At 59.3% G+C, this 19,062-nt stretch carries 5 protein-coding genes; all 5 read right to left on the bottom strand.

What is annotated here, in order from left to right; all coding sequences use genetic code 11:
• Positions 1 to 2: 2 nt before the first annotated feature.
• Positions 3 to 806, bottom strand: coding sequence for a yersiniabactin biosynthesis thioesterase YbtT (ybtT, locus tag CWM52_RS10950; RefSeq protein WP_100684135.1), 804 nt, complete (start codon positions 804 to 806; stop codon positions 3 to 5).
• A complete protein-coding gene (gene ybtU / locus CWM52_RS10945; RefSeq protein WP_100684134.1) occupies positions 803 to 1,900 on the bottom strand; it encodes a yersiniabactin biosynthesis oxidoreductase YbtU in 1,098 nt (365 codons plus the stop codon). Before ybtU ends, ybtT begins: the two co-directional genes overlap by 4 nt.
• A complete protein-coding gene (gene irp1, locus CWM52_RS10940; RefSeq protein WP_100684133.1) occupies positions 1,897 to 11,388 on the bottom strand; it encodes a yersiniabactin polyketide synthase HMWP1 in 9,492 nt (3,163 codons plus the stop codon). The genes ybtU and irp1 overlap by 4 nt, the downstream gene beginning before the upstream one ends.
• Positions 11,389 to 11,475: 87 nt before the next feature.
• On the bottom strand, positions 11,476 to 17,583 hold the full coding sequence (irp2, locus tag CWM52_RS10935) for a yersiniabactin non-ribosomal peptide synthetase HMWP2 (protein WP_100684132.1): 6,108 nt from the start codon (positions 17,581 to 17,583) through the stop codon (positions 11,476 to 11,478).
• 190 nt (positions 17,584 to 17,773) lie between these two features.
• Positions 17,774 to 18,733 (bottom strand): yersiniabactin transcriptional regulator YbtA, encoded by a 960-nt coding sequence (ybtA, locus tag CWM52_RS10930; RefSeq protein ID WP_100684131.1) that lies wholly within the window; start codon positions 18,731 to 18,733, stop codon positions 17,774 to 17,776.
• Positions 18,734 to 19,062: the final 329 nt, after the last annotated feature.

The following is a 19,062-nucleotide window of genomic DNA, read 5'->3' as shown; positions in this document are numbered from 1 at the left end:
CATCACCTTTCTAAAATGCTGGGCCGTTTTTGCAAAGCGGTCATTGCAGAAAATGCGTGGGGAAAATGGCGGACAATCTGCGTAAAAAAAGATCGGGATTGTTGAAGGGGATAGAAATGGTCACCGTCAATCACGACCGGGCCTGTAACGTGGCGCAGCCACTGATGCCAGGCATCGACCTGTTGCCAGGAGGCTTCGCGATCGTGGCTGCCGCACAATAACAGTGTGGGCGTGTGCAGGGTGGGACAGACATCGGGCGAGTCGTAGTGATAGCTCTCGGTGGCGTAAAAATCAGCGCGCAGAAGAGGAAGAAACAGCGACATTAATTCCTGGTTTTTCTGCAGTTCAGGAGAACATCCGCCAATGTCTATCAGCTCAGCGATAAAGTCAGCATCATCGCGGTGGCTGAGCTGGCGTTCAGAACGCAGATGCGGGGCATGGCACCCGGAAATAATCAGTCCTTGCGGCGCATGCCCCCGCTGTTCCAGAAGTCGGCAGGTTTCAAACGCCACCTGAGCGCCCATGCTGTGCCCGGCGAGTAAAAGCGGTGTATCAGGCGATAGCGTCTCTTCCAGTTCGTTGGCCAGCAGCTCCGCCAGTTGCATAATGCTTCTGACCAGCGCCAGATGGCGAAGGCGATCGCGCCCCGGCCAGATCACCAGGGAAAGCGCGCAGTTCGCCATTTGAGCATCTCGCCAGTGGCGAAACGCGCTACTGCTGCCACCAGCGAAAGGGCACATGACCAGATGCGCAGTATTGGCGCTCCGGGCGGGCCACAGCGGGATACACATTGTAGATTGCATCACAGCGCCTCCTTATCATCGGTGTAGAAACCGACTAAGCGGTCGTGGTGCGGCGGCGTAAGGCGTCTGATCTCCGCGCTGCCAGCCTTACGTAATATCTGCTGCCATAAACGGGATAGCGCTATCTGATGAGCACTGTGGCAGGCCGCTGGCGGATGTTCGCCCGCCAGATGGCCGCACAGCTGTTGCAGCAGCCAACTGACGCCCTCCGGCCCGGCGCTTTCGCAACAGTCACGCCAGTTCAGAGGGGCTACGCTGCGCGTCAGACCGGGTGGGTCGCGCAGGATCTCCGGCCTGCGATAGAGGCTGCGGGCGTTCTCCTGATGGTCTGCGACAAACAGGCTGGATGACCAGATGACGGGGCCGTAGCTCGCCTCCAGCGAAAGGTGGCCTTCCGGCCAGCCCAGCAGCAGACGGTGCATAATAAGACTATGCATATCCGGATCCTCAGGGTCGAGATAGCGCTGAAGCAGCAGGCAGGCTTCTCCTTCCGGCCAGCAGAGTTTCAGGCAGTGAAAATCATTAAAGCTGCCGACCACGTCGCACTCTACGGTGGCGGCATCCACGCCCAGCGCCAGCAGCAACAAATCCAGGGTCGAGTAGAGCAACTGTCGGCTGGTGGTGGCGTGGACTACCGGCGGCGCCTTCGCCAGGCAGCGCCGCAGCTGCTGCGCATCGCGAAGCCATGTGCGTCCTGCAGGCGTATGCGGATAAAACGTGTTGACCCAATAGCAGCAGCTCTGTTCCTGCGCCAGCGTTTGTAATGAACTGATGTCATCCGGATGGAGGGGATGCTCCTGAATAACGTGCACACCGCGCGTCAGAAAGTGTCTGGCAAGCTGCGTACCGGTGCCACCGGCGACGGTCGAACGCACGACAATACAGGCAATATCCGGCATCTCGGTTATCTGTTCCGGCGAGGTATACAGCGGAATGCCAAACGCATGGGCCAGCTCTCTTGAGCGGGCGCTTCCCTGCGCCAGCAGGCCAACCAGTTCCAGCCCCTCCGGGGGCTGCATAAAGGCATTCAGGTACATTTCGCCAAATTTGGCGCCCACAATCAGTACGCGTTGTTTTGGGGAGGCAGACGGCATCATAACGTGTTCTCCGGTTGCGTTGAGGTGGCGCCAAGCCAGCGCGTAATGTGTTGCGCACAAGCCTGAACGTGGGGAGGCTCCAGCATGATTTGCCAGTGGCTGGCTTCAATCACATAGTCGTCAGCGTTGTTTATCCAGCTCTGCCATTCGGTTTCTGCCGGCGTCCAGCGCGCGGGTCTCCCGGCGGCATAGACCATGAGACAGGGGATCGGAACGCTTTCGCCTGGCGTATGCTCAACCAGCAAACGCAGCAGATGCGCGATGTTGTCGAGCCACGCTTCTGCCGCTTGCTGCGTCAGGTTTGGCGACACCATACCGGCCGTCTTAGCGAGGCTGATAAAGTCGGCCAGCTGGCTGTCGGGCGCCTGTTGGTCGAAATGTTCCGCCAGCGCCAGAGGCGTTTGTCCTGCAGCTAACAGGCGCAGCAGGGCTGTCCGGTTTTGGCAACAGAAATCCTGTCGACACACGGGATCGATTAACGCGATCCGAACCGGCTCGCCCCTGGCGTACAGGCGCTGTGCGGCGCCCGCCGCAAGAAAAGCGCCGTACGACCAACCCGCCAGCACGTAAGGGCCGTGAGTCTGCTGGCGACGGATGCACCCGACATACTCATCGATCATCTGGTCGAGCGTGGCAAAACGCTGCGGCGATTTTGCTTGCAGGCCGAAAACGCGCATATTCAGCGCGCTGGCGAGCGGCAGCCAGGCGCTGATATCGCCGTCCGAAGCGTGAAAGACAAACAGGGTTTCGTCGCCATCGCCCTGGCAAATGGGGATCGGGTTGTCCTCTCCTGACGTAGCCGCCTGTAGATGGGCGCAGAAGTCGCTCAGCGTCGAATGGCTGAACAGATCCTGAAGGTTGGCCCTCGCAATCCCTCTTTGGTTCAACTGCGCCACCATCCTTGTCGCCATCAGACTGTCGCCTCCCGACTCGAAAAAGTCGTGATGTCTTGCCACAGGGCGAGACAGCAGCGATTGCCAGAGTTCAGCCACCTGTTTTTCCAGCGCCGGGTTCCCCCCGGCAGCTGGCATGGGTTCAGCAGGTTCAACCAGCGCATCAGATGGAGCATGCAGCGGCGCAAACAGCGTTTCTCTTTGCCGGATCTGTAAAACGGGCAGACCGCTGCCAAAACGCTGCTGTAAATCGCGGCGCACGGCTTCTTTGTCCGGGCGATTTACACCGGGTGAACGGGCCACCAGCAGATGCTGGCGCAGCGGTGACGACTCCTGCGCGGGCCACGCCAGCTCGTTGGCAAACCCGGCCTGAACAAGAACCTCCTGCCACGCCGCAAGGGTGAGCATCGGCTTCTCATCCCGGCGGCGGAAATCGCGGTATTCGCTTAATCCCTCAATAAAGCCCACGCTCGCCAGCTGGAATACACTGTTTCGCTCCGTCGCCTCAACGATCAGTAAGCGTCCGCCGGCTTTCAGCAACAGTTTTAATCGGCGCAACGTCTGGACGACATGGCTGGCGTCGTGGAGCACATTGACGGCAATGATCAGGTCGTAACCCGCCTCCGGGTGGGCGCTGAAATTCAGCGGCTGGTTGATATCGAACAATGCGTAAGTGACGCGTGATTGATCGTGGAAACGGCCTCTGGCATCGTTGAGGAATTGCGCAGAGACGTCAGTAAAGTGGTACGACTGCCGCGTGTTCCGCGTGGCTTCCAGCACCGGTGCGGCAGTGGCCGCGGTTCCGGCGCCAACCTCCAGAATCCGTTCTGCGCCGCACAAGGCGGCAATCTGCGCGGTGTAGCGATTCAGACAGGCGCTGGCAGGGTTGTCCCGATACAGTGCGTCAGTGACGCGCAGCGACTCGTTGAACAGCAATTCCAGCGGAGAACAGCGCCCGGAGAAGAGATCGTCGTGCCGGGCGATGCAGGTGTCCAGATACTGCGCCAGCGCCTGGCTCCATTGGCTTTGCGGGCATGCCTGCTGAGGCTCAGGAATCTCGCTGAGCGGAATATGGCAGCGCCAGCTTTCACCTTCGCGGATTAACCATTCTCTTTCCGTCAGACACTGTAGCCACTGGCGCAGCAGGCGCTGGTGAGACGCTTGCGCGGACAGCGCCTCTGCTATCCCGGTAAAGCGATGGGCGATCTCCGGCGTGGTGAACAAGCCGTGGCGATTTAGCGTGGCCGCAATACCCTGCAGCGCACGCGCTTCCAGCCAGCGCCAGGTCGCCTCCAGCTCATCAAGTTGCGCCTGCTCAGGCAACGGCAGCGCCAGCCGGGCGAGATCGTGCCCGTCAGAAACGGCGGTTAAGCGCGGCGGATTGTCGGCCATCACAATATCCAGCGTTAACGCGCCTGTATCGCTTATTTCCGCCCTGGCCTGTTGGATGTGCGGATATTCGAGCGTCGCCTGCTCAATATCCCGCAGATCGTAGTCGGCCTGCGCGCTCAGCGGCCAGCGTCGGCGGGGAATATGCCCGGCGATGCCACTGGTGCTAGTCTTCAGGCTTTCAGGGCTGGTCATGACGGCCTGCAGAATGGCGCAGTAGTCATTGAACATCGCTTCAGCAGCGCCTGGCTCCAGTACGTTGTCCATGCAGTACCAGCTAAACATCAACTCGTCGTCGCTCTCCATGACCTGATGATCCAGCCAGACCTGCGGCGTTTGGGTGAACACATAGCAGGGTTCGCCAAACAGATGGCTCATTGCCCGATCGATAGTCATCCCTTCCAGCGTCATCCCCAGCATACTGGTAAACACTACCGGCATCAGCGGTTGACGTTGTGACCCGCGCAGGCGACCCAGCTCACGGATCACCTCAACACCGTTCATTTCACTGTGTTCCATGTTTTGCCAGAGGCGCCGTTGGGTCTGTTGCATTTGCTCCTGCAGCGTCACCGGTATTGAGAAGTTGAAATCGACCAGCGTGACGGAGGTAAAATCACCAATCAACTGGTTGATTTGCGGATGGATCGGCTGGCGATTGAAGAAGGTCAGGTTTAGCGTAAAGGCCGGGGTGCGACTCCAGCGTTCAAGGGTGGTGGCAAACAGCGTGAGCAGCGCGGCAGACGGCGTGACGCCTTGCTGCTGCCAGCGCTGTTTTACTGCCTGCCATTCTTTCTTGCCGATCGTCGATTTGAAGGTGGTGAAGCGTGGCGTTTCCGGGGCTGTTTCAACCACCGGGAGCTCGGGCGCTAAGGGCAATTGCGGCAGTTTTTCCTGCCAGTAGTCCCAGGCATCGTGCCATGCCGGGGTCTGTCGACGCGCCTGTTCAGCCATCACATAATCACGGAAGGTAATAGCGAGCGGCGCCAGCGTTTCGCCGCGCCAGGCCTGCGCCAGGTCGTCCATCATGACTTTAAAACTCTGCACATCGAACTGCAAAAGGTCGAGGTTCATGTGCAGGCGGTAGTGGCAATCGTCGATTTCGCTGACCGCCAGCTCAAAGAGAGGCCACTGGTCGGCAGGCAAAACGCGATAGCTCAGTTCATGCCGCCGTTTTTCCAGCGCTATGCGCTGTTCTGTCGGGGAAAGCGTGCGCAGATCATCACGGGCGATGCGATATTCCGGCGTTGTCGCCAGGATTCGCTGCTGCCCGTCGGCATCCACCACCATGCGCAACATATCGTGACGGGCAATGAGTTGGTTCCAGGCTTTCTCCAGCACGGTGAGATCGAACTCATCGTGGCGTTTGTCCCACTCAAACAGGACGTGGCAGGCAACGCCACCATAGCCAATGAGATGTGTGCGCCCCAGCCAGTAGGCGTGCTGAATGGGTGTCAGCGGGAAGGGCATATAACGCTCACTGGCATCGTGCCGCAATACTTCCGGCAGCGAAGCGCCAGGCGTCGCCTCGGGCTTACCGCAGATAAGCTGCGCGAGGCCATGAGGCGACAGATCCTGCCATGCCCGTTCCGCATTGATGCGTACGCCCAGGTAGTGCTGAATATCGCTACTGAGTTCAAGGAAGAGCAGCGAGTCCATGCCCAGTTGCAACAGATCCTGGTTAGGGAGCAATGACGCCGGATCGTTTAGTCGTAGCTGAACCGCAATCCGCTTTTTCAGCCATGCCATCACCGCCGTTTCATCGCTCAGGCTGCCGTTAAAGGCGTTGTCATCAGCAGGAGGGATGACGGGCGTCGCGGTTTTTCCCGTAGCACCGACGTTAAACAGAGCCTGTTGTAACGGGGGCATTTTGTCGATGAAAACGCGCATCGCCAGCCGCCACGGAGTACCGCGCATCACCGCCTGTTCCAGGTGCCAGCAGCCTTCAGCATCGCTTAACGCACCCATGCCACGGCTGGCGAGCGCCGCCAACATTTCCGGCGTGGCCGCCCGACCGCTTTCCCCCCATGCGCCCCAGGCGACAGAGAGCGTTTTCGGCGCATCAAGGGTGGAAAACTGTTGGGCCAGCCCGTCGAGATAACCGCAGGCCAGCGCATGGGCGCCTTGACCCGAGGCGCCGAGGGTGGCGGCAGCGGAGGAGTAGAGAATAAGATAACGTCCGCCGTGGTTGCGCAGGGTTTGCAATAGCTGGGTTGCCGCCTGCGCTTTTACCGCGAAAACGGCGGCCAGCGGGGGGTGATCAAGCTCCTGCAAGGGGGCATCAGCCAATACGCCAGCGGCATGAATCGCCCCGGCAATGCCGCCGTTGGCCGCCAGTTCGTCAAGAACCGTGGCCAGTTGTCCGGCATCGCCCACATCACAACGGCAGACGCGGGTCTGCTCACCCTCAATGTCGCGTAGCCATGATTCATCCACGCGCGGCGCCAGCAGGGCGATGTGTCGCGCCCCTTTTTCTCTGAGCCAGTTCACGGCAAGACGGCCTAATCCGCCAAACGCTCCCGTGACCAGATGCCAGCGGTTATCGCCAGCAAACACGTTTGCCGGTAATTCGGCGGCGCATCCCGTATTGGGCGCCAGTGAAGGGAGCCAGAGGGTATTACCCCGCGCGGCGAGCCAGCGCTGAGAGAGGGAGACGGCGCTCAACCCTCGATGCAGCGTTTCTCCCGGGGTGTTTTCGGCGAGATCGATGGCGGCAATCAACCGTTCTGGCTGTTCGTTGGCCGCGACACGAAGCAAGGCCCATAGAGCATGATGGGAGGCAGAAAGCGCCTCATTTTCCTCGACTCGCCACGCGCGGTGAGTGACCACAATCAAACCGGCTGTGCTGGCGGTAAGTGCCTCCATCACTTTCTCCGCTAAGGCCAGAGTATCCTCGCTCTCCTCAACAACCATCAGGAGCAAAGAGGCTTGCGGATCGTGGATGATGCCGTATTGCGCCAGCTTGTCGCCGCGCGCAAGCGTATTGGCGCTGAAGCTGAAGGTAAGAGGATGGTCAACGCTGGCGACGTTGCAGGGCGTCCAGCGCCATTGATAATGCGTTTGCGGGGCAGGAAGAGGCGCGGCGGGTGAAAGCGGCAGCCACTCGCCATCAGGACGACGGGCTTCAACGCGCATCTGACCGCGGGAAAACGCGTTGTTTTGCCAGCTTAAACGAACGTCCCCCAGCCATTCCGGGGCGGTGACGAGGGGCGGTTCCCCGGGAAAATCATCGCCATGACGCTGTGAGAGCCGGCGCCAGGCCTCCTGCCAGCGGGCGTTAAACCGCTCAGGCTGACCAGCACAATCAGACCAGTCGGCGAGGTAGTCAGCGCTATCCGTCAACGCCTGTCCCAACACCGGGTCTGATGGCGCGCTGCCTGAGGTTGCACAAACCGCCTGACCCGGCAGCGTGGCAAGAATGATATGTTCGCTCATCCCGGCGGTTGGGCTGCCATCCTGCGGTAGCCACGCCACTTTGCTGAATCCGGCCCGGCGACACTGTTGTTGCCACCGATCGGTGGTGAGGAATAACTCACCTTCGCGGGCGCCGATATCCTGTAGCGGGAGGACCAGCGGACCGAAAACGAAATCAAACAGACGCATTGGCTGGGTGATTTCGCGCATCAGCAGGCGTCCGCCCGGTTTGAGCAGGGGGCGCAGATTGTCGAGCGTGTGGCCAATATGGCGCGTGGCATGAATCACGTTCGCCGCCACGATAAGATCGTAAGACTGCGCCTGGAAACCCTGAGATTGGGCCTCTTTTTCGAGATCCAGCTCGTTGTAATGCACAAAGTCATAGTCGGCGAATTTCTGCTGCGCGCGGCGGGTGAACAGCGCGGAGATATCGGTGAAATGGTACTCCAGCGCTGGAACGCCTCTGAGTTCCGGCAGTAGCCATGCGGTGGTCCCGCCAGTTCCGCCGCCGACTTCAAGAATGCGCAATGGCTGGCGGGGCTGACGCGTCTGGAGGATACCGCGTAATACCCCAGCGGCGATTTGGTTGAAATAGCGGCCAAAGCTGAACTCCTGGTACAACACCTCCACGCCGTCGGAGGCGCTTTGCGGGAAGATAATCGCCACCGGTTCTTCCGCGCCGCTCATCATTTCATATAACCGATCGCCGGCACGGGCGATGGTATCGGGAATGGCCTGAAAACCTTCACAATAACTGGCAAGTTCCGTCAGCAGTGATTCCCGCTGTTGATGCTCTATGGGACGGGCGCGGGTGTAACGTCCGTCGACGCAGCGGTAATCGCCGTCGACCACGCAGTTATTGAGCAGGCGCTGGAGTAGCTGCTGGTAGCGGGGCAGCAGACGTCCACGGCGTATAATGGTCATGGCGTCCACGCCGTGCTCAATGGCATCGCCGGTACAGCGTTGAACCAGCCGATCGACGTAGATGGCGTGCAGTCGCGTGGCGCACTGTTTAAGCGCTTCCAGACGGGGGAGATCGAGCGCTGTCGCGGCGCGACTCGCCACCGCCAGCCCGGCGGACAGCGCTGCGTCGGCAGGCTCGCAGCCCGGGGAGGCACGATCTTTCCAGTAACGCTCGGTATCAAACGGATAGCAGGGGGCAGCGATACGTTGTCCATCGCCCGCCAGCAGGTCGGCCCACGGTAAGGCGACGCCGGCCGCGTAAAGCTGGAGCAGGGCCTGATTGAGGACATCGCTCGCCTCTTTGCTACGTCGGGCGCTGGCTATCCAGTATGCGTTATCGCGATATTCGCGCTGCCCGCAAGCAACCAGCTGGGCATCAGGCCCTGTCTCAAGAAAAATGCGGGCGCCGAGTTCATGCGCCACCTGAATACTCTGGATAAAACGTACCGGCTGGCGCATGTGTCGACGCCAGTAGTCCGCCTGATTGAGCGTTGACTCATCGATGACGTCGGCGATGAGCGTGGAGATAAGCGGTATTTGTCCCGGCTCAGCGAGCAGCCCCGCGCAGGCTTCCTGAAAGCGGTCGAGTATGGGTTCCAGTAAAGCGGAGTGCGCGGCGCCGGTTACGCTCAGACGACGATAGTTGATGTCATGCTGAGAAAGTGCGGCGCAAAATTCCGCGAGACGGGCTTCCGGCCCGGAAAATACCGTATGTTGCGTGCCATTGTTGGCGGCGAGATCCAGCTCAAAGCGGCGTGCCAGCGGCATTAGCGTGTCTTCGTTTGCAAATACCGCCACCATGGCGCCGCTCGCGCACTGCTGCATGAGCGCGCCGCGGCGACAAACCAGTGGCATGACCTGTTCAATCGTATAGTGTCCGCAGACGACGGCAGCGGCAAATTCACCGACGGAATGACCCATAGCGAAGTCTGGTTTTAGCCCTTCAGCGCGCCAGTGCGCCGCCATTGCGATTTCAAACGCGACAATCGCCGGCTGGGCCCAGGCCATATTGTCCAGCTGCGTCGAGTCGGGGTTAAACATCGCTTCCCGCAGTGATGGCGTGAGCATTTCGCTACAGGCGGAAAAACAGCGATCCAGCGTGTCGGCAAACGCCGTCGAATGTCGGTACATTGCCTGACCCATCGTGCGCCAGTGCGAACCCTGCCCGGTAAACAGCCATGTCTGCTTACCGCTGGCGCCGTGGCCGCTGTAAACAGGCGGCCCCGATTTATCAGTAGCCCAGGCACTGAGCGCAGCGGCGGTTTCACGGTTTAATGGCACCGCCAGGCGGAAGGGAAGATCGAGACGGCGCGCGTGCATGGCCGTAAAGGCCAGATTGTTGGCATCTGCATTTTGCGCCAGCGCCCTGGCATAATTGGTCGCCAGTTGCCGCAGCGCGCTGTCGCTGGCGGCGCTGAGTAGTAGCGCGGTGCTCTTTCTGTCGCCATCGGCATTGGGGAGGCGCGTTTTGAGCGCATCGGGCAGCGAGGCGACGATCATATGGCAGTTGGTGCCACCAATACCAAAGGAGGAGACGCCCGCATAGCGTATTTCGTCCTGCCACGCCTGCGCCGACACCGGTATGGTAAAGGGGCTCTCTTCAAGCTTAAGCGCCGGGTTGGGCGCGTGAAAATGCAGCATTGGCGGAATTTGGCCGCGGCTTACCGCCAGAACGGTTTTCAGCAATCCGGCAATACCCGCTGCGGTATCCAGGTGGCCCATGTTACTTTTCACGGAACCCAGCGCACAGCGTTGCTCTTGCGGACGTGGCGCGTAGACGTTGCGTAGCGCTTCAATTTCAATCGCGTCGCCCAGCGGTGTGCCGGTGCCGTGCGTTTCAATGTAACCGATCTGCCTGTCGTCGATGGCCGCCAGCATTAACGCCTCTTCGATGACCGCCTGCTGTCCTGCGACGGAAGGGGCGGTATAACCGACCTTTCTGTTGCCGTCGTTGTTAACCGCGCTGGAGAGGATCACCGAGATAATCGGATCGCCTGACAGCAGCGCATCTCTCAGGCGACGCAAAACCACGCAACCCAGACCGTTACCGGCCCATGTACCTTCCGCTGAGGCGTCAAAAGGACGACAGTGACCATCGGGAGAAAAAATCATCCCGGGCTGGTAGCGGTAGCCCGCCTGCTGGGGAAAAGAGAGCGCCACGCCGCCGGCAACCGCCATATCGGATTCACCTGCGCGCAGGCTTTCGCAAGCCAGATGCACGGCAACCAGCGAACTGGAGCAGGCGGTCTGTACTGAGAGTGCCGGACCGTGCAAATTGAGTTTGTAGGCGGCGCGGGTGGCAATATAGTCCTTGTCATTGCCCATCAGAGATTGCAGGCCCTTTACCTGCGCGACTTCAGTCACGTTCAGCGCCTCACGACCGGGATAGGTACTCATCCGGGAAGAGGCGAAAACACCGGTCTTATGCGGGACGGCGCCGGGGGCATAACCGGCATGCTCCAGCGCATGCCAGACCGCCTGTAAAAACAGGCGCTGCTGCGGGTCCATCGATTCCGCTTCCTGTCGTGAATAGCCAAACAGAGTGGCGTCGAAGCAATCGGCATTTTCTAAAACCGTACCGATATTGACGTAATGAGGATCGTCAACGGTGGCGGCTTCCAGACCGACGGCCAGAAGCTCTTCGCGCGCAAAGCGTCGGCTGCATTCACGACCTTCCAGCAGGTTTTTCCAGAACGTTTCGCCATCCGGCGATTCAGGAAAATGGCAGGCATAGCCGATAACCGCGACAGGTTCGCAGTCCGGGAAGTGTTGAGCGATCGATGCATCAATGGAATCTGCTGTCGGCGCAGAAGAGAAGCGCAAGTTATCCATAATCGGTCCCGTTTCCTAAGATTCACAAAGTCAATGGAACGCCATGCATGCACGATAGCGTTCCGGGGAAAATCAGTTTGCTTCGCGCTATATCCGTCGCTGACGACGGCGAACAGGGCGAGGGCGTTGGGTTTTCTCCACCGAGGCGATGCCGGTCAGATAATCAGCCAGGGCGGCAGGAGAAGGGTGGGTGAAGAGATCCAGCAACGTCAGGGTGGAAAATTCGTGACGCTGTAATAAAACGTGCAGTTGCACCAGATTCAGCGACGTTGCGCCCGCCTCAAAGAAGTTTTCAACTGGTGTGACAGGCACGCCAACCACTTCGCGGAAGGCGTCGCAAATCAGGCTGACCGTGCGCTCGTCCGCCGCACCGTGTGGCTGAGCGTGCTCAGGGCATACGCGCTGTGGGCGCTCTGCGCGTTGCCCCGCGTGCTCAGCGGGGGGCACCAGCGCGGCAAGCGGCCGTTGCCAGGCGCTTTCATCCTCGGCCATCCGGTTGAGCAATGCGCAATACTGTTCAAACTGGCGTTCCACCTGGCCCGAAGGAAACAGGGCAGCGACAAAATCCCAGTTGAAGCGCAGTTCGCCTTCGGACTCATAAACCTGGTGATCGAGCCAGACCTGCGGCGTCTGGGAAATACCCCAGACTGGCTTGAGCAGATTGCGCCGGGCAAGGAAGTTATCCTGTTCAAAGCCCAGCGCGCTGGTAAAGACGACGGGCATCGAAACGGCGGGCACGTTTTGCCGCTGCGCCAGTTGACGCATTACGCGGATTGCCGACACATCGCGGTGGCTGAGGTTTTGGCTCAGTTGCTGCTGCAGTAACTGCGCGCTGTGCAACCAGCTCTCGCCGGGATGCCAGCTCAGCAGCATCAGCGAGGTGAAATCGCCGAGGATCTGGTTGATTTGCGGGTGCAGTGGTCGTCTGTCGAAAAGCGTAAGGTTAAGCGTGAAGTCAGGCTGCGCACTCCATGCAGAGAGAACCGTTGACCATACGGACAACAGCACGGCCGATGGGGTGAGGTGTGCGTCAGCCGTCCGTTTTTTCAGACGACGCCAGCGCGCACTGTCCATGGCACCGTTCAGGCGAGTGAAGCGCGGCGCCTCAACCTCCTGAGGCAAGCAGCGCAGCGGCAACGCAGGCGCCGGAGGAATATCATCAAGCCGCGCCTGCCACCAGGCCAGAGAATCTGGATTGGGCGACTGTAGCGAGGGTTGTTGCAGATAATCCCTGAAAGTGACGGGCAGCGGCGGAAGCAACTGTTGCGGGTAGCGATAGCCGTGTTCCAGCTCCGCCAACAGGATCTGCATGCTCAGCCCGTCCAGCAGCAGGTTATCCAGACATAGCCACAGGCGGGCGGGCATCCCGTCCACAAATCCGGCCTGGAGATCGAATACCGGCCAGACTTCGGGATTGAGTACCTGATGCGCCAGTTTTTCCCGTACCCGCAACGCCTCTTCAGGCGTATGGAAGGTGTGCGTGGGTATTACCCAAGGGGGCGTCTGTGCGAGAACCTGCTGTTGACCATCACGCACAACGGCGCGCAGCATATCGTGGCGGGCGATTAATCGGTTCCAGACCGCCTCCAGCCGGGTGATGTCCAGTTCGGCAATTTCAAATTCAACAAAGAAGTGAGAGCCGACGCCGCCCAGGGCAAAGCCCGGCTGACGCCCCACCAGGTAAGCCTGCTGCACGTCGGTAAGCGCAAAGGGCTGGTAGCGTTCTTCAGGGGAGCGGACAAATTGTTGTTCGACAGGAACGTCGATTTTACGCAGCGTGGCGGCAAAATCTGCCAGTCGGGGCTGATTAAACAGGTCGCTTAATTGCGCTTCGTAACCTGCCTGACGGAGTTGCCCGGTCAGACGGGTAGCCAGCAAACTATCGCCGCCTTGTTGGAAGAAGTCGGTCTCTCTGGTGACGGGGCCAGTCGATAAGAGTTGTTGCCAGAGGGTGGCAACCTGTTTTTCAATGTCGCCCCGAGGTAAATCCGCCTCGGCCCGGTTTTCCGCTTCCGGGGTATGACGCTGCTTCAGCGCCTGATAGTCAATTTTCCCGTTAGCCGTCAGCGGTAGGGCATCGAGGAAGACAATTCGTTGCGGCACCATCCACCCCGGCAAGCGTTCGGCGAGGGCGGCCTGAAGTTTACGAGGATCGCGACGCACCTGGCTATCAGGACATTGCACGAGGAAGCGTTGCAACCCCGCGACCTCATCGCCATGCTGGCAGTTGAAAGCGGCGGCGGTAAATAATGCCGCCCAGTCGGCGCTGTTATGCAGCAAAGCCTCCGGCTGCCCATCGGTTAACAGGAGCGTGCTGAGCAGGGCAGACGGCGTTAACTGACGAAACTCCATCACGTAGAGCAGTGCGCCGGGGGCGGCAAGCTGTTGTAATGTTGCCAGGAGAGCGGGGTCTTCTGGCAACAGACGATGCAGAGCGTTGTTAAGCCAGATAATGTCCGCCGAGTGGGCGTGCGCCGCCAGCGTGTCTGTATTCCAGGGGAGCAGCCGGGCATCGGACCAGGGAGAAAGCCTCTGCCGGGCGTTCAGCAGCATCTCCTGGCTATGCTCAAGCCCGACATACTCAATCTGTTCAGCATTAAGCTGTGTTAACAGCGATTCTGCGGCGCGGCCAGTGCGGGTTCCCACCTCAAGCAGGCGTACCGGGCGCTGTAAACGTGGCGCAAGCCGTTGGCAAATTGTCGCCAGTTCCTGAATATACCGGGCGCTGGCCGGATGGTCGAAGGCCAGATTTTCCGGCGACCACCGGGCATCGTTCAGTAATGACAGTTCGTCGCGGGCGCCGCGAAGAATTTGCGCTAAGGTGACATCATGCCCGCTGAAATGCGGGTGTTCATCCTCGCGTTCTTCATGAGCGCAGACTTGATACCCTTCAGCTACGGGCTTCAGGCGCTGTTGCGTAACGAGAAATGCTAACCAGCGCTCCACCACGGCCTGCCAGCGTGGCTGGATAGCGAGTGCGTTCATCAGGGAGAGTGGATCGGCGCCAGGGGTTTGACCCGGTTTCAGTTTTAACAGCCGATGCTGAAGGAAATCGGCGACCTGTTCGGCGGATATCTCTGGCGAGAGCGTGCAGCAGGGCAATGCGCCCGCAAGCGCGTGCCATGCCTGCGGTAGTGCCGGGTCTCGATGATGGGTAACGCAAAAATCCTCGTCTTGAGGAACAACATATGCCACCAGCGTCTTTTCTTTTTCGCCAACCGCCACCACGGTTGATTGTTTCACGCCCGTCAGCTGGCTGAGCGCGTTTTCTATTTCGCCCAGCTCGATGCGATATCCTCCGACTTTGACCTGCTTGTCACGACGACCGAGGAACTCTACTGTGCCGTCTGGCCAGTAGCAGCCGAGATCGCCGGTGCGATACCAGCGCTCGCCGGAGAGCGTCAAAAATTGCTGCTCGCTGCGCAGGGGATCGTTGAAATAGCCTTCCGCGACCCCGATGCCGCCAATCCATAATTCACCTGACACCCAGTCAGGGCAGTCCCGGTTCTGTTCATCCACCACCCGGTAGCGTTGGTTGGTTAGAGGAAAACCGTAAGGGATGGCACGCCAGTGGTCAGGGACCTGCTTAACCTCGCAGACGTTAGACCAGATCGACGCCTCGGTGGCGCCGCCCATGGCGATAAATTGTCCTTGCGGCCGGAAGGCCCGATAACGGGCGGGGAGCGCAAGACCGATCCAGTCGCCGGAAAGCATCACCGCGCGCAGATTTTCCGGCGTGGCGTCGGAGAAACCTTCACACCAGGTCAGCAGCATATCGAACAGCGCCGGGACGCTGTTCCAGAGCGTGACATGATGGCGTTGGATTAGCTCACACCATGCGTGAGGATCGCGCCGTTGATTTTCCATCACCATAACCAGCGCGCCACCGGCGCTCAGCACGCCAAAAATGTCGTAAACCGATAAGTCAAAATGCAGGGCGGACAGCGCCAGCATCCTGTCTCCGGGGCCAACCTGATAGCGGGTATTGATGTCGCAACAGGTGTTGAGCGCTCCCCGGTGCGAAATGACTACGCCTTTCGGCGTGCCGGTAGAACCGGAGGTGTAGATAATGTAGGCCGGTTGCGTGGAGGCGCGTGCCACCGGGTTGGCGATCGGCTTCGCCTCAATGGCCTGCTGCCAGGCAAGGACGGGTATCGCGTCTGACCAGACGCCGGCGTCGTGCTGGCAAATGAGCACCAGCCGGACGCTGGCGTCAGCGTAGATTTTCTCGCGCCGGGCGGCGGGCTGGTCCAGCGAAACCGGAACGTAAACCGCACCGGCCAGCAGGACGGCCAGAACGGCAACAAGTTGTCCCGCGCCTTTCGACATCGTGATAGCCACATTGTCGCCGGGCTGAACCCCGCACTCAATTAACCTGCCCGCGCAACGGTGGGCGTAGTCTGTCAGCTCACGATAACTCCACTGATAACGCATGTCCGTCACCGCCAGCGCCTGCGGCTGTTGCAGAGCGATACGGAAAATGCCTTCATGCAGCAAGCCTTTGGGAATGGGGCCGTCGGTGGAGTTGGCCCGTTCGCGTATCGCGCGCTGGCTGGCGGGCATCATATCGGCGAACGGCTTTTGCCAGGCGGTTTCGTCATCGCAGAGCTGGTTAATCAGCTGGCAGTAGGCGTCGAACAACGTCTCGACTAAGGCCGGAGGGAACAGCGCGTCGTTGCTGTCCCATTGCAGCCAGACCTCGCCTTGATGCTCGAACGCCAGATGATCTATCCAGACCTGCGGCGTTTGCGAGATGCCCCATTCAGGCTCGCCCAACGGTGACTCTGCGCGACTGCTGTAGAGGGAACGCCCCAGATTGCTGGTAAATACCACCGGGGCGCCGTGGGGGTAGCGCTGCTGGCGTTTGAGTTCACGGAGCAGTTCGACGCCGGACCAGTGGCGATGCTCCCAGTCTTCAGTAAACGTCAGCTGGTTTTTCCGCGCCAGGTTGCTGACGGTATCGCCGTCGCAGGCGGTATCCAGCAAAAGAATATTGGTGAAGTCGGCAAGCATTGCGTCAACCGCCGGGTGCAGCGGCTGGCGGTCGAATAAGGTGATGTTAAGCAGCAGACGCGTCAGGCCGCCCCAGCGAGCCAGAATGGCGGAAAAACAGGTCGCCAGTGCCATTGTCGGCGTGACGCCATATTCGCCAGCCCGTTGGCTAAAGACGTGCCAACGTTTTGCCGGGACAATCATGCGGCGCCGGGTATTACGGACTTCACGTAGCGTGGCGGGCTCGCAGGCCAGCGGCAAGACAGGCGCGGGAGGAAGCGTCGGTGCTTTCGCCAGCCAGTAGGCGCGCGCTTCGTCACTCAGCGGTTGATTGCTCTTCTGCTGGTGCAGTAAATACGAGCGGAAATCATAGCCGGTGTCGATAGCCGATAGCGATTCTCCGGCCAGCAGTGCATTGAGTTCATCGAAGAAAAGCGTAAAGCTGGAGGCATCCATAATCAACAGGTCAATATTGACATGGAGGCGGTGGCGATTGTCCGGTAAGAGCGTTAGCTGAAAATCAAACGTTTCGCCGATCTCCACGCGTAAAAGACGGTGGCTCAGGCGCTGGCGTAGCGCTTGCAGATAGGCCTCGCGGCTTTCAGCATCATTATGGCGTAAATCATGAAGGGTGACGCCGTTCCAGTAAGGTTGCGGCAACCAGACCTGCTGCCCGTCGGAGCGAAAGGCGATATGCAGCATCGGGTGGCGTTGCAGCAAGGTCGTGATGGCCTGCTCCAGCTGCGACGCCGTCAGACAATGGCCTGCAAACTCCTGATACAGGTGGCACCCGACGCCGCCAAGCGTCTGTCCCGGCATACGGCCCGTCAGGTAGGCGTGCTGTACCGGCGTCAGAGGGAAGGGGGTACTTTCAGCCATCTTCGGCCAGGCGGTTTCGTCCGGCGGTGTTTCGTCGTCCGGTTTTTCAACACTACGGCTGCGCATTAACTGGCGCCATGCGGCCAGCGTGGGGGCGGCATACAGTTCGCGAAGGGTAAGGCGATAGCCTTTTTTACGGAACCAGTGTAACCACCTCATCAACCTGATTGAATCCAGGCCTGCCTGGATCAGATTGCTCTCTTCATGTAACTGCTGCGGCGTTAAATTCAGCTCCTGCATGAGCCGCTCGCGTAATTGTTGGTAATCAGCCGTGTGGCGGTTGCCCGGTAACAGCGAATCCTGAGAGGGTGCGCCAGAAATCATTCTTCCTCCTGATGGCACGTCTTACCAAAAAGCATTGTCTACATGAGAATAATAATTATTAACAATTGAGTGCTACCCGAAACGGGTTTATTTATGCCCGTTTCGGGTTGGCGGCAGGCAGAAAGCGCAGAGGTCCGGATGGGATATCCGGGCCTCTGTCAGGGAGGAATTGATGAGGAGACAACCCCGATTACATCACGCGTTTAAAGGTCGAAGGGGTAACACCAAACTGTTTCTGGAAGGCGGCAGAGAAATGGCTGGCGTTGGCATAGCCCAGATCGGCTGCCACGGTCATGACCGAGGTATTGCCATTGGCCAGGCGTCTTCTGGCTTCCTGCATGCGTTCTGCCTGAAACAGACCATAGACGCTGTTGTTGAACAGAACGCGGAACCCCCGCTTAATTTTGAGCACGCTCAGACCGGACTCTCTGGCCAGCTCTGCGACACCCGGTGCTTGCGTCAGGTCTGCCAGCAGCAGATCCTTCGCCCGCAGCAGTTTCTGGCGTTCCATTGGGTTGAAGTGGCAGGAAAGGCAACCGGTGTCTTCGCGATGTTCATCCAGCACCAGACTGAGCATCACCAGACTTTGTCCCTGTAGCCAAAGCGTCGACGGCTTTTGTTCATGACTGAAGCCGCTGTGCATCCGCATCAGCGCGTGACGCAAGGCTTGAGCCGTTAAGTGGGTTTCAGCATTACAACGCTGCTGCTGACAGCAGCAGTGGGAGTCGATCTTCTTCTTAATGACCGCGCTAATATCCGGCACCCACAGCGCGAGGGTTTCAGGGCTGAAGGAGAGCGTAATGCTCTCGAAGCGGCCACAATAGGAGGCGCTACCGCGGCAGCCGGGCGTATGGGTAATGTAATGGCGATTACGCGCAAGCTCCCAGTCGGTATGGCGTCTGAGACCCTGGATAGCAAAGTGAGATGTGCCTTCCAGAATGCACGAGAAGTTAATCCTGCCCAGATCGTCATGTAGCTGCAACGTCTCAGGCCGCGCAAAATTCCCCCTCCAGAGCAAAATATCCATCCCTTCCTGCAACGAACAGCGTAGCAATTCACACTGGGCAGGAATATTGCCATCCTTTACGGGTTTCCCGACTACCAACTGATGAATAGAGATTTCAGATTGCGTTTGTGGTGACTCCGTCATGACCTGGTTATCTCCCTGTGGCTTAGTCCAATGCGGGTATATACCCGTCATACTTCAAGCTGCATGTGCGTTGATTGGGTTACTCGGCTCATTCATGAGCCTCACCCTGACGGGCCGCCGCGACACGGCATTCAACTCTGTTCCAGACAGATTTGTCCCGCCCCCCCGTCAATGATTTCTATAAATTTCTGGGATTCCCTCGCTTGCCGCCTTCCTGCAACTCGAACTATTTAGGGTAAAAATAGAACCGAATGGGGTAGATGAGTAATTGATAATGGTTATTATTCACATTAATTATCAGAACGCCACTGTGAATTGTCGTTTTTGGT

Origin of the sequence: Raoultella sp. T31, from assembly GCF_002806725.1 — a bacterium.
Lineage (GTDB): Bacteria > Pseudomonadota > Gammaproteobacteria > Enterobacterales > Enterobacteriaceae > Klebsiella > Klebsiella electrica.
This window is presented reverse-complemented; position numbering and strand designations above follow the sequence as displayed.